At 36.4% G+C, this 13264-nt stretch carries 11 protein-coding genes and 2 pseudogenes; 11 read left to right on the top strand and 2 right to left on the bottom strand.

Annotated features, from left to right (window positions below; translation table 11 throughout):
* From hypD to Q0507_RS01045, 11 genes and pseudogenes are all read left to right on the top strand, one after another.
* Positions 1 to 980, top strand: a 980-nt coding sequence (gene hypD / locus Q0507_RS01100) for a hydrogenase formation protein HypD (RefSeq protein WP_298711123.1), incomplete at its 5' end; no start/stop codon positions are given.
* A 1-nt stretch (position 981) separates the two neighbouring features.
* The gene (gene hypE, locus Q0507_RS01095) at positions 982 to 1989 is read left to right on the top strand and encodes a hydrogenase expression/formation protein HypE (protein WP_298711120.1); all 1008 of its coding nucleotides are present in this window, start codon (positions 982 to 984) and stop codon (positions 1987 to 1989) included.
* Between the two features lie 259 nt (positions 1990 to 2248).
* A complete protein-coding gene (locus Q0507_RS01090) occupies positions 2249 to 2695 on the top strand; it encodes a hypothetical protein (protein ID WP_004693328.1) in 447 nt (148 codons plus the stop codon).
* A 108-nt stretch (positions 2696 to 2803) separates the two neighbouring features.
* Positions 2804 to 3916 carry a hypothetical protein gene (locus tag Q0507_RS01085; RefSeq protein WP_298711117.1) on the top strand — a complete coding sequence of 371 codons (1113 nt, stop codon included), beginning with the start codon at positions 2804 to 2806 and terminating at the stop codon, positions 3914 to 3916.
* Positions 3917 to 3953: 37 nt separating this feature from the next.
* Entirely contained in the window at positions 3954 to 5507 is a 1554-nt protein-coding gene (locus tag Q0507_RS01080) for an LptA/OstA family protein (protein WP_298711114.1), read from the top strand.
* A gap of 13 nt (positions 5508 to 5520) precedes the next feature.
* Positions 5521 to 6384, top strand: coding sequence for a UTP--glucose-1-phosphate uridylyltransferase GalU (galU, locus tag Q0507_RS01075; RefSeq protein WP_298711111.1), 864 nt, complete (start codon positions 5521 to 5523; stop codon positions 6382 to 6384).
* A 167-nt stretch (positions 6385 to 6551) separates the two neighbouring features.
* The gene (locus Q0507_RS01070; RefSeq protein ID WP_298711109.1) at positions 6552 to 7118 is read left to right on the top strand and encodes a hypothetical protein; all 567 of its coding nucleotides are present in this window, start codon (positions 6552 to 6554) and stop codon (positions 7116 to 7118) included.
* A gap of 8 nt (positions 7119 to 7126) precedes the next feature.
* Positions 7127 to 7639, top strand: coding sequence for a biotin transporter BioY (locus tag Q0507_RS01065; protein ID WP_298711106.1), 513 nt, complete (start codon positions 7127 to 7129; stop codon positions 7637 to 7639).
* Between the two features lie 62 nt (positions 7640 to 7701).
* Positions 7702 to 8808 (top strand): annotated as a pseudogene (locus Q0507_RS01060) (thiolase family protein).
* A 1-nt stretch (position 8809) separates the two neighbouring features.
* On the top strand, positions 8810 to 10105 hold the full coding sequence (locus tag Q0507_RS01050; RefSeq protein ID WP_298711100.1) for an AMP-binding protein: 1296 nt from the start codon (positions 8810 to 8812) through the stop codon (positions 10103 to 10105).
* Between the two features lie 26 nt (positions 10106 to 10131).
* Entirely contained in the window at positions 10132 to 11130 is a 999-nt protein-coding gene (locus Q0507_RS01045) for a nucleoid-associated protein (RefSeq protein ID WP_298711098.1), read from the top strand.
* A gap of 72 nt (positions 11131 to 11202) precedes the next feature.
* Here Q0507_RS01045 and Q0507_RS01040 read toward each other — a convergent pair.
* Together Q0507_RS01040 and Q0507_RS01035 are read right to left on the bottom strand one after the other, a co-directional pair.
* Positions 11203 to 11862 (bottom strand): annotated as a pseudogene (locus Q0507_RS01040) (IS30 family transposase); the annotation flags it as partial.
* 21 nt (positions 11863 to 11883) lie between these two features.
* A partial coding sequence (locus tag Q0507_RS01035) for a polysaccharide biosynthesis protein (protein ID WP_298711095.1) occupies positions 11884 to 13264 on the bottom strand: 1381 nt, incomplete at its 5' end.

Here is a 13264-nt window from a genome sequence, read left to right as displayed (position 1 = left end):
GTCTTCGTCAATTATTGCCAAGTGGCATAGAACTTGTTAGTGGACCAGGATGTCCTGTATGTGTAACAGATCAAATGTATATGGATAAGGCCTTAGCCTATGCAGAACGTAATGATGTTATTATTGCTACTTTTGGTGATATGTTGAAGGTCCCTGGGAGTTATAGCAGCCTCAGCGAAGCTCAAACAAAAGGCGCTCACATCCATGTTATCTATACGCCTTTAGAGGTGATAGAACTAAGCAAAAAATACCCAGAAAAGAAAATAGTATTTTTAGCTATTGGCTTTGAGACGACTATAGCCGTAATTTGTGCTACTGTAAAAGCCGTTCATGTTGCGGGATTAAAGAACGTATTCTTCCTCGTATCTCATAAGTTAGTACCACCAGCATTGCGTGCATTACTAGATAAACAAGAAGGCCATATCGATGGATTTATTCTACCTGGCCATGTGAGCGTTATCATAGGTGAAGAGCCTTACCGTTTTTTGCCTGAAGAATATGCTATTCCATCTTGTATTGCTGGCTTTGATGGCTTAGAAATCTTGGCTGCGATAGCTAATATTTTAGAGCAACGTAAGTCTGGAAATATTGTGGTAGGCAATACATATCATTCAGTAGTTATGCAGAAGGGCAACCCTGTAGCGCAAGCTATGATAAAGGAAGTATACGATGTATGCGATGATGCATGGAGAGGTATTGGAGTTATTTCAAACTCTGGTTTAGTATTAAAGGATGAGTATGCAGCTTATGATGTAGAGCGTGCTTTACCTATTGAGTTAGAGAAACCATCCCTAGATCCTAAAGGCTGTCAATGTGGTCGAGTCTTACAAGGTCTTATTAAACCGAGTGAATGTCCATTATTTGGTAAAAGCTGCACCCTGGATCATCCTGTTGGTGCCTGTATGGTATCTGTAGAAGGTAGCTGTGCTGCATGGTATAAATATGGATATTCTAGTGGTGGATCGACTTGGGAGGATTGATATGGAACGAGTTCGCTTAGTCCATGGTAATGGTGGTCGATTCAGTCATGAGTTGACGGACCGTTTTATTTTGAAATATTTTACAAATGATTTGTTGGCACCCCTACATGATGGTGCCCAGTTTCCCGTTACAGCCGGGCGTATGGCTTTTTCTACCGATTCTTATGTGGTACAACCTGCGTTCTTTCCTGGTGGTAATATTGGCAAGTTGGCTGTTTGTGGAACTGTAAATGATTTAGCCATGAATGGTGCGATACCTCAATATTTAAGTTGTGGTCTTATTTTAGAAGAAGGCTTGGCCTTTGCAGAACTAGATGAAATTCTTCGCACTATGTCAGAAATGGCAAAAGCAGCAAATGTTCAAATTGTTACAGGTGATACCAAGGTCGTTAAAAAAGGCGAAGTAGATAAAATCTACATAAATACTGCGGGTATTGGCATGATTCCAGATGGAATAGATATTGGTCCACATCGTGTGAAAGCGGGGATGAATATTATATTATCCGGCGCTATTGGGGATCACTCTATTGTCGTTATGGGTCAACGATTTGGTTTAGATTTATCTAATTCTTTAACAACTGACTGTGCTCCTTTAAATAAGATGGTTCATGCGGTGCTTGATAAAGTAGGAGTTCAAGTTGCTTTATTGAGAGACCCCACTCGTGGTGGCCTAGGTACTGTTCTAAAAGAAATAGCTGACCAAAGCCATGTGGGAATTAAGGTTGAAGAAACTGCCATACCGATTCATGAAGAGGTACAGTCTGTTTGTGACATATTAGGGTACGACCCTTTATATTTAGCTAATGAAGGTAAAGTAGTAATGGTAGTCGATCCATCTGTTACAGATGAAACTCTTAAGATTCTTCATAGTTTTGAAGAGGGAAAAGAAGCCGTACTAATTGGTAAAACCTTAGATAAAAATATCGGTAAGGTTGGATTACAAACGACTATTGGTGGTGTTCGTTTGATTGATTTATTAGGTGAAGATCAAGTTCCGCGAATTTGTTAATTTTATAATTTATATTACCAATCTCACTGTACTATTTTTTCATTTTTTATTCTTGTTTTTAGGCTTCTTAATTGCTTTTTATATTAGTTATTGACACTATTCATTGGTGATGGTAGCATTAAATTAAGTTGTATAAAATTCACTACGGATTCATGGTGTTTTTATATAATGCTATTATCTTTAAGTGTAAGTTCTTATACTTTCACTAGAATCTATGTATAGAATTTGTTAAAATATAAGTATCTATAGGAGGCTTATTATGAAAAAGAAGATTATTACAGCTGTTCTAGGGATTTGTTTAACTACAACTGCATTTGGCGGTATCTTGACGACTCAAGCTGGTGGACTTAGCAGCATTCTTGGCGGTGCGGCTAAAATTGGTGGTATTGGCATCGTTGTTAACAAATTTGGCCCACAAATTGACTCTTTCCTAAATAAATTATTGAAACAAAATAATTTAAGCACAGAATATACGACTAAAGTAGTACCTATCATCAGTATTGGTACAAAAGGTTATATCGGTGCTGCTCAAGTTACTGGTCCTGCATCTAGCATTGAAGAAGTTAAAGCTGTTGCCCAAGTAGAAGGTAGCTTTAATGGTATGGTTCGTGTAAAAGGTTTAGTTCCTGTTGATAGCACAAACCCAGTTGGTGCATCTCGTGTTCAAGGCGTAGGTGTATCTGCGATTATTGATTTGAAAATTTAATGGCCACTGAGCATATAAATTAATAGACTCAGGGAATGAGCACGGTCTTAGGCCCGTGCTTATTCTGTTGTATAACAGTTATACATTAGATACGTTGTGGAGGAATTTATGAAGAAACAAGTACTTACACTTTTAATGGCATCCCTAATTTCAAGTACTGCATTTGCTGCTCCTGGTACAGTAACAGAAAAGACAAATGTTTTAGAGACTACTGTATATGGTGCCGTACAAGATGGTGCTGTTGTGGACCGCATTAATCAACTTGATGAAACCGTGTATGGTGCTGGTTTCAACGGTAATTCTGCGACATTGAGTAAACGTGTTGACTCCCTTTATAATTCTGTAGAAGGTAGTGGTACAAATATTTCTTTGCGTGAAGAAATGGATGCATTGGAATATACATATCAAAACAGTATTAACGCTGGATCTCTTGTAGACCGTGTAGAAAAAATGGAACGCAGCGTTAATGGTCGCATTGGTAGTGGTTCCTTACAAAAACGTATTATCTCTTTGAAAACAAAGGTTTATGGTGGCAATGTGGCTCTTACTAACCAAGTAGGTACATTGGCTGGTAACCAAGTGTTCAAAGTGACTTTAAATGAAGCTGTTTCTTCTAAAACTAGTCATGAAGGTGACACTGTATCTTTTACTGTTGCCGAAAATGTAATGGATGGTAATGTCTTATTAGTACCTGCAGGGACTGTAGGGTCCGGGACAGTTACTTCTTTGAAAAAGGCTCGTTCCTTTGGTCGTAATGGTGCATTAGATATTACATTTGATACAATCCCAGCTATTGATGGTACAGAATTTACGGCTGTACAAGGTAAAGAGGCTAAAGATAAAACTCGCAGTGAAGTTAAAGCGGCGGGGGCATCTGTGGCTGGCGCAGTTTTGCTCGGCCCTGTTGGACTTGTAGGGGGCGCTTTCATCAAAGGTAAAAATATTGAGTACCCAGCTGGTGCTACTGTATATGTACAACCTCAAGATTCCGTAACAATTCAAGGTCTTGTTATTGGTGGTGATGGTTTAGCTCATAGTGATGATGAATTGGCTGATGCAGTAACTGTGCCTAATACAACAGGTGAATCTGAAGAATACGTAGAAAATAATGGTGTTGATGAAAATGATGCTGTAGTTGAAGATACTATTGAGGTCGAAGAACCGGAAGAAGCTGTAGAAAATGTTTCTCAACCTATCGTTGTTGTAAAACGTAATCAATAATTGACAAATTCTTAAAGTATGAGGAGTTCTAGTAACCATGAGGAAACGTAAAGTACAATGGCTAGCAGCGGCATGTGTTGTTTGTTTAGCACAACCTGTATGGGCCGCTACCGAGTCAACCATTGTATATCAAGATACATTGGATAGCGTAGGTCAATCCTATGCAGGAGAAATTTCTAAAGCATCTACACCTGAACATAGCAATATCCGTGTTGTACGTCGTGGTGAAAAGGCGAAATCTGATGCTCCTGCTGAACAGTTGCCTACACGCATCGATGCTAACAAAATGTCTTATACTGGCTCTACAGGTAATGTATATGCCCAGGGCGATGTTGTGGTTACTCAAGGTAATCAAACTTTGATGGCTCCCCGTATTGAAGGTAATACTAAAACTACAGAGTACCGTACTGTTGGTGGCTATCGCTACCTGGAAGATGGCGGTAAAACAAAAGATATTACAGGTCAAAATATGACGTATCGCACTAGTGATCGTCACTTTGAGGCAGACCAAGCTATGGGCTGGTCCGATCCCTATTATGTAAAGGGAAATAATGCCATTTTTGATGGACAAATAGGCCATATGGAAAAAGGTATGGTAACTACAAAACATGCTATGGCTTTTGTTCATACTCCAGACTATCGTGTAGAAGGCCAAGATATTAAAGTGTATCCTGGAGATAAGGTTGTTATCAAGAAACCATCCTTCTATATTAAAAACTTTAAAGTATTATCCTTGCCATCTTACACAACTTCGTTGCGTCATGACAAAGAAGGTAAATTTAGTATTTTCTCTCTAATTCCAAAACCTACATATAGCAATGATGATGGAATTGGTTTGCATGGCAGTACTGAGTACCCAATCGGTAAGCATGGTGAAGCTTATATCGACTATCGTTGGTATTCTAAAGCTGGTTTTAAACCACAAGTGGGGTATCGTCAGTACTTACCATGGGGGACTGCTTCTATTGGTTATAGTAAGGAATCTAATGAGTATAATGATAAAACGGTGTGGGTTGAAAAAATCGGTGAAGTTCGTTTAGATACTCATACATATCATATAGGTAAATCTCCAATTACTGTACGTGGTGGTGTTAATGCTGGTTATTGGAAAGAGGACTCTGTAAAAGGTTCTCATAAGGAATATTATGCAGAAGTTTCTCATGATCCAATCACGCTTGGCAAAAATGCTGATTTACGCTTCTTAGGTGGTTACCAACGTGACTACTATGGTTATGATGGTACAATTCGTAGCATGCCTTATTGGGGAGCTAGATTCAAATCCAAAGTTGGCAATCGCGCTAATGTATGGGTTAGCTATAATCAACGAAATATCTCCTACAATAATTCACCATATCGTTTTGACACGACAGAGCTTCCTAAGGAACTCATTTATGGTGGCTCTTACAAATTAACTCGTCTTGATGACATTTCTGTAAGTGTTAAAAATAATTTGATGAGTGGCGATATTGATTCTGTTTATTACACATGGCATCGTGATTTACACTCCTTCGACATGTACTTAACATATAAAGATGGTCATAAAAATAAAAAGGATCAATGGAAAATTAAATTTGTAGGTAAAGACTTTTAGTTAGGAGACTATCATGCAACGCATTAGAAAAGCTGTTATTCCAGCAGCTGGTTTTGGTACTCGTTTCTTGCCAGCTACTAAGGCTCAACCAAAGGAAATGCTTCCTATTGTCGATACACCTGCTATCCAATACATTGTGAAAGAAGCATTAGATTCTGGTATTGAAGAAATTCTAATTATCACAGGTCGTAATAAACGCGCCATTGAGGATCATTTTGACAGCAGTGTTGAATTAGAATTGCTGTTACAAAGCCAAGGTAAAAATAAACCATTGGCTATGATTAAGGATTTAGCGGATATTAAAGTTCACTTTATTCGTCAAAAAGCACCTCGTGGTCTTGGTGATGCTGTATTATGTGCAAAAGCGTTTATTGGTGATGAACCATTTGCAGTATTACTTGGTGATGATATTGTTTACAATCCAGAAAATCCATGCTTAAAACAGTTGATTGATTGCTATAATGAGCATCCTGGTATTATTTTAGGTGCTCAATTTGTACCAGAAGATAAAGTTAGTTCTTATGGTATCGTATCTGGTGAAGCATTGTCTGATAATTTATATCGCGTTGATAACTTGGTGGAAAAACCTAAGAAAGAAGATGCACCATCTCAACTCGCTGTATTAGGTCGTTATATTTTGACACCAGATATTTTCAATATTTTAGAAGCTACTAAACCTGGTGTAGGTAATGAAGTTCAATTAACTGATGCACTAGCAGCCTCTAAAACTGACACATATGCATTAGCTTATGAAGGCATTCGCTACGATACAGGTGATAAATTAGGCTATTTAAAAGCTACTGTTGAGTATGCATTGCGCAACGAAGAATTGGGAGAAAGCTTTAAAGCTTATCTAAAAGAATTAGATCTAAAATAGATAATCTATAAGATTTTATATGAAAGAGCCTATGATTTATGTCATAGGCTCTTTTTTGGATTTATAGTTTTTTATTTGTTAACAAATGAATATTGCTTTTGTTGACGAATGAAATAATGTTGATTATAATCAATTTATTGAATAAATAAATAAAGGAATGTGATTATATGAGAACATTATTTAAAGCATTATGTAATAATAATTTAGAATTACCAGGGCATAGTGTAATTAAACATATGCATTATGATTCTGCTGGTAGTGATGAACCTATGTGTAACATTGTGTCTCAAGTCGCTAAAACTACGACAATTGGTATTATGGATAAATCAGGATTTTTGATGGTTGATTTACGACCAGTGCCGAAACAATTCAGCATTCGCGCTACAATAAACCAAGAGGAAAGCAGTGGTGCTATATCATTTTCTAAGGAAGATGTAGTACGATTTGTAAACGATATTAATGATACAAATCCAATCCATCGAGAAGATCGTTATGTTGTACCTGGCTGCATGATTCTGGAAACCTTATGGAATTATTGGAATATTAGTAAATCTGCTCTTCAAATGGCGATTTACTTTCATGTACCTGTCATTGCAGATGATAAGGTGACTCTAGTTGAAGTTCCAGAGGATGCTCATGTAGAAGGCTACGTTGGTGACACATTGGCATTTTCTGCTACGTTTTTTGGTGAAAATGAAGATTCATCAGCTTTGAAAAAAAGATGTATTAGTTAGAGGTAATTATGGAAGCAAGACGTTTAACAAAAATGGCTTTATTAACGGCCTTATTATGTATTTCAGCATATATTTCTTTTCCATTGCCATTTAGCCCTGCTATGGTAACGGCGTTGACTTTGGTAGCCACATTAACCGGCTTATTGTTACAGCCTAAAGATGCACTTATCGTATTTATCATTTATATTTTGCTTGGTGCAGTAGGCTTGCCAGTATTTGTTGGTGGTACGGCTGGTCTTGGTAAGTTGTTGGGGCCAACAGGGGGCTTTATTTTTTCTTGGCCAGTAGCTTATACCTTACTTAGTGTATTTAAAGGTTCTAAGAAGAGCTTTTTATCCTATGCTTGGCGCTCTATTGTGATTACGATTCCTGTAGTATACCTATTTGGTGTAGCAGGCTTTATGATTGTTACAAAGACCGAACTTTGGGCGGCATTGCCTGTAGTGATGTTCCCATTTATCCCAGGGGATATCGTAAAATGTCTAGTTGCTTCTTGGTTAGCAACTAAAATTAAAATTTAGAATACAATAAAAGTGGCATTCCTCGGGATGCCTCTTTTTTGCTTTTAATAAAAGGAGTTTATATGTCAGTCTATATTCATTGTGGACTTCGAAGTCCCATCGGCGTTTTAAATGGACAATATAAACATATGAGACCAGAGATGCTAGGAGCTAAAGTAATTGATGCATTAATCAATCGCCATAGTATTTCACAGGTAGATGGACTATTTTGCGGTAATGCAGTTGGTACCGGTGGCAACATAGGACGGCTTATGGGGATAATGTGTAATTTACCAAATTCTGTGCCTGCTATCACCGTAGATATGCAATGTGCCTCGGCATTAATGAGCATTGAGATGGCGTATACATATATTGCGTCAGGTGTTATGGATGCTGTCATTGCGGGTGGTATTGAAAGTTCTTCGTTACAGCCAGAGCGGGTGTATGCATTAGGGGATGATCGAAAAGGAACCTATAAGGTAGCTCAGTTTACTCCTCAAGACCAATCGCCTTTAGCTATGCTTGAAGGGGCCGAGCGGACTATTTATAAACACAATATAACAAAGGAAGATTTATATCCGCATATTATTGGCAGTCATCAAAGAGCATCAGCAGCTTTAGATAACTCATATTTACAGTCATATATTATGCCTATTACAATTGATGGTAAAAGATGTGTGGACGAAAGTATTCGACCTAAACTGAATGAGAAACTCTTGTCTAGGATGAAGCCTTTGTTGGGGGCTGATTCCATTACAAATGCAGGCAATGCTTCTTTAACTCATGATGGGGTTGCATTTGTGTATCTATCTAATCAACCTGGACCTTTTAAAATTCATAGTGTCATGCCTTGGGCAGGAAATCCTCAGTTTAGTCCAGAGGGAGCTCTTGAAAGTACTAAAGCTATTTTAAATCGTTCAGGCTTAACTATGGATGATATTGATGTAGTTGAATAAAACGAAGCCTTTGCCATTATTGATGTACTTTTTAACAAGGCCTATCCTAATCATATGGAAAAATATAATAAGCTTGGTGGTGCATTAGCTTATGGGCATCCCTATGGTTGTTCTGGGGCAATATTGGCAATCCATTGTATGGCTGCTTTACAATCCTGTGGTGGTCGTTATGGATTATGTGCTATTGCTGGTGCAGGTGGTACAGGTACAGCTTTGATTATGGAACGCATGTAACATGACAATTATTGAACGATTAGAAAAACACAAACAATTAAAACCTAGTAAAGTTGCCCTTGTTATAGATAATAAAGAATATACATATGGTGAATTATATGATGCTATACAATTTATAGATATGGATAATACAAGTGGTATTATCCATATTACGGCTCATAAGGCTGATTCAAAGGGCGTGGTAACATTAATTCAACATCAGTCCTTTTTCGAGCAACTTGTACAGTGGTTAGGTGGATTGTATCGGGGCCGTTGCCCTATGGTATGCCATAATGAAATGGATATGGACTATATAGACGAATTAATTCGTGTAATAGAAACTGAGGGTGCACCTAGTCTAGCAGAATTTGGAGTACTTACCTCGGGTACTACAGGACGTCCTAAACCATTGTGGCGTAGTGAAGCATCATGGCGAGACTTCTTTGATATTCAAAATGATATTTTTCATATAAACAAAGTTACAAAAATCTTTTTACAGGGAAGCTTTAGTTTTACTGGCGTTAGTAATATGGTCATTGCTGTTTTATGGGCAGGTGGGACCGTTATTACAACGAGTTCATTACGTCCTAGTAGATGGATACAGCTTATAGAAGAATACCATGTAGACCATATATATGCATTACCAACGAAACTACGATTATTGGTACGGTACTGTAAAAGTAAATTATCACCTATTAAATACATCATTGCAGGATCTCAAGTTCTGGATCGACAATTGATGGAACAGTTACAACATATATGCCCTGATATGCAGTTTATCTTGTATTATGGTGCATCAGAGCTTAACTATATAACGTATTGCACCGGTAAAGAATGGCTAGAGCGAAAAGGTACGGTGGGAAGACCATTTCCGACCGTTCAGATTGCTGCGAATGATGGAGTTATTTATGTAACTACAAAATATCATATTGAAGGGATTCCTGATACATATACTGTAAACGATTGTGGTTACATTGATAGCGAAGGTTATCTTATGTTTAATGGGCGACAAGGTGATGTAGTAAATAAGGGTGGGTATAAAATATCTATTCTTTCCATGGAATCTTATTTACAATCATTACAGGGCGTTGTTGAAGTTGCTGTTATTGATATAACCGATGTTATAAGAGGGGAAGATTTTGTAGTTTATATGGTATTAGAAAATGATGTAGAATTGGATGAGATTATAAAAATCCTCCATAGGGAGCGACCTTCTGTGGAGTGGCCAAAAGATATTATCGAAATTCCTATGTTACCCCTTACTGAATGCTCAAAAGTTGATAAACGAAAGCTAAAAGAGTGGTATAATAAAAAGTAAACATTTTAGTATTACAAGGAGGCATCATGCAGATAAATAAGGCTGCACTAGAGATTTTCGACTTTACGTCCTCGTTAGCTGTATACTCTGAACATGAATTAAAGGTTGGCGATCAAGCTATACAAGATTATATTGCAACTCATGTAGCGAAGGCTTTCAAAGACCCAGGTGCTAGAACAGGTACCTTACATGATGCTAGCCCAATGGGAAAACAATTAGTAGATTATAAAAATGGAGATCTTAAGTTTATCGATCTCTGTAAGAACTTGGGTGAAATCTTGTTTACTTATATGAAACAAGCTACAGATTCTGTTGTTATCGATACCATAATATGTGAAGCTGCTACGGATTCAACTTATATTTGTATTCTTTTATGTCAAGCTCACGATGCGTTTACCCATCAACTATTTAGTGAAGATGATGGTACATTATCTACGGAGTTAGTAACACATAAGGCTGTATTACCGATGCCATCTCAGAAACTTCGGTCCTTTGCATCCATCAATTTACGTGATTTTAGTGTTCGTATTTTTGAACCTAAGGGTGAATATGATGGCGAAGTATCTTATATATTAGCAGATAAGGTATTACAATTAGGGACCAATCAATCATCTCGAGATACTGTGAGAAAAGTAAAAGCTATTGTAGATAAGGTTGCACAAGCTCATGAATCTGATGGTGTCGTGGAACTGACAACTACAAAATCTATGATTGCTAAAAATGCCGAAGTGTCAGATACAGTTGATCCTGTTCGTATTGTAGAAGAGGTATTTAAAGAGAAGCCTATTCAACAAGAGGCGGCAAAGAAGGAATTGGCTGATGCGGATATGATGCGCCCCTTATCAGTAAATCGTGAATTTGCCACAAAAATTGGTGAACATCATAAGATTAAAACCGATACGGGCATTGAAATTTCATTTCCTGTGGAATATATGAAAAATCGCGAGTTCATTGAAATTAAAACTAATGATGATGGAACCTTGCGAATAGAATTGAAGAATATCAATAAAATTGTAAATAAATAAAACGAGTTTGTGTTGTATCAATCTATAGCGATTCATTATATATCTTGAATTGCAATAAGTAATGCGACAAAATTAAATCAATTTTCTAATCTCATGTTTAAACATGTCGAATGGTGTTTTAAATCCAAGGCATTTCCTAGGTCGATTATTAATCAACATTAGTGATTCTGTTAGTTTATCTAGTGTAACTTTAGCTAAATCGGTCTTCTTAGGGAAAAACTCTCGAAGTAAACCATTGCTATTTTCATTAGAGCCTCGTTGCCATGCTGCATAGGCATCGGCAAAATACATTGGTATTCCAAACTCGTTTTCAACCTGTTCATAGCAAGCAAATTCTTTACCACGGTCCACCGTAAAGGTTTTAAGTAATTTGCTGGTTAATGTATTGTACAGGGAACTAATAGCTAAAAACATAGAATCTTTAGATCGATCATTCATTTTTATGGCCACATAGAATCGTGTTTTACGTTCAACAAATGTAGCTAAACAGCCTTTGCTTTGACCTCTGGAAGAAACCATTGTATCTAGTTCCCAATGACCAAAAACCTCACGGTTTTCAACTTCTTGAGGGCGCTCTTTAATGGTCCTTTTACCATTGAAGCGTCCACGGGTTTCCTGTGTGCCGGGCTTTTTTCCTTTCCGGCGAAGTACTTTTTCTGTTACAGCAAGAAAACCACGATGGATCCAAGAATATACAGAAACAGAGTGTGTACTGCACACGCTTCTATGTTGTGATTGAAGGTTTTGTGCAGACTATGGTTTGCTTTTTAATATTCCTCCAGTGTTTCTATCAATTTCTGTAATTTCATTAGAAGAATGTAGAGAAAGATAATTATTTTTTTCTACAAAGTCTATAAAATCTATAGAATCAAAGTGCCAATATATCCAAATAATATTTCCATTATGAGATAGATAAATTAGTTTAATTTCATCAGTAATGTAAATTTGATTATCAAAAAAATATAATTGAATTTCGTATTCTGCTTCATAAATTAAAGAAAAAACTTTTTTCGAACATGAAAAAAAATATACGTTGAATTTATCTATAATAAAAAAATTACCATCTTCTAGTTGTATTAGATTGTAATTAAAGTCAATAGGTGAGTATGTAAATATACAACCTTTTATCTCCCATAATAACTTTAAATCATCTTGAATTTCATAAAGATTCAAAAGCATTTCTTTTAATTCTTGTTCATTTAATTGATAAGTATTGTCTGAATTATACTCTTCTACTTTTTCTATAGGCTGTCCATTATCAAAATATTGAGAATAGTTTAAATCTCTGCTATCTGCTGGAACTCTGAAATAATTTCCCATATCTATAGCTCTCACTTTTTCTTCTTTTGTCATAAGAACTTCATACAATTTTTCACCATGTCTTATTCCTATATTTTTTATTTCATGTTCTGGTCTTCCTACTAGATTTCTTATAGTATTTGCTAGTAGCTCAATAGTAGCTGCAGGAGATTTTTGTATAAATAAATCTCCATTATGACCATTTTCAAAAGCAAATAAAACTAAATCAACAGCCTGATCTAAACTCATCATAAATCTTGTCATATTAGGATTTGTAATAGTCATAGGTTTTCCTGCTCTTATTTGATCAAAAAATAACGGAATAACTGATCCTCTTGATGCCATAACATTTCCATATCTAGTAAGACAAATCATAGTTTCCTTTTCATCAAGGTTTCTACCTTTTGCCACTATAACTTTTTCCATAAGTGCTTTTGACATTCCCATTGCATTTATAGGATAGGCTGCCTTATCTGTACTTAAACATACAACTCTTTTTACTTTATTAGCTATTGCTGCATTTAAAACATTTTCTGTTCCTAAAATATTAGTATACACAGCCTGAACTGGATAAAATTCACAAGAAGGAACTTGCTTCAATGCTGCAGCATGAAATACAAAATCTACTCCTCTCATAGCATCTGATATAGAATTATAATCTCTAACATCACCTATATAAAACTTTATTTTAGAGTCATTATAGATTTTTCTCATATCATCTTGTTTTTTTTCATCTCTTGAAAAAATTCTGATTTCTTTTATATCTGTTTTTAAAAATCTTCTTAGAACAGCATTTCCAAATGACCCTGTTCCTCCAGTAATTAATAATACTTTA

The organism is uncultured Veillonella sp. (genome assembly GCF_938010505.1).
In the GTDB taxonomy this organism is placed as follows: Bacteria; Bacillota; Negativicutes; order Veillonellales; family Veillonellaceae; genus Veillonella.
The sequence above is the reverse complement of the archived record's forward strand: the minus strand, read 5'-3'. Positions and strand labels throughout refer to the sequence as shown.

What these genes read in the sequence shown, in the direction of transcription:
- Q0507_RS01080 (WP_298711114.1), top strand. Translation starts at nt 3,954, where the DNA reads ATGAGGAAACGTAAAGTACAATGGCTAGCAGCGGCATGTGTTGTTTGT.
- Q0507_RS01090 (WP_004693328.1), top strand. Translation starts at nt 2,249, where the DNA reads ATGAAAAAGAAGATTATTACAGCTGTTCTAGGGATTTGTTTAACTACA.
- Q0507_RS01050 (WP_298711100.1), top strand. Translation starts at nt 8,810, where the DNA reads ATGACAATTATTGAACGATTAGAAAAACACAAACAATTAAAACCTAGT.
- Q0507_RS01045 (WP_298711098.1), top strand. Translation starts at nt 10,132, where the DNA reads ATGCAGATAAATAAGGCTGCACTAGAGATTTTCGACTTTACGTCCTCG.
- galU (WP_298711111.1), top strand. Translation starts at nt 5,521, where the DNA reads ATGCAACGCATTAGAAAAGCTGTTATTCCAGCAGCTGGTTTTGGTACT.
- Q0507_RS01085 (WP_298711117.1), top strand. Translation starts at nt 2,804, where the DNA reads ATGAAGAAACAAGTACTTACACTTTTAATGGCATCCCTAATTTCAAGT.
- hypE (WP_298711120.1), top strand. Translation starts at nt 982, where the DNA reads ATGGAACGAGTTCGCTTAGTCCATGGTAATGGTGGTCGATTCAGTCAT.
- Q0507_RS01070 (WP_298711109.1), top strand. Translation starts at nt 6,552, where the DNA reads ATGAGAACATTATTTAAAGCATTATGTAATAATAATTTAGAATTACCA.
- Q0507_RS01065 (WP_298711106.1), top strand. Translation starts at nt 7,127, where the DNA reads ATGGAAGCAAGACGTTTAACAAAAATGGCTTTATTAACGGCCTTATTA.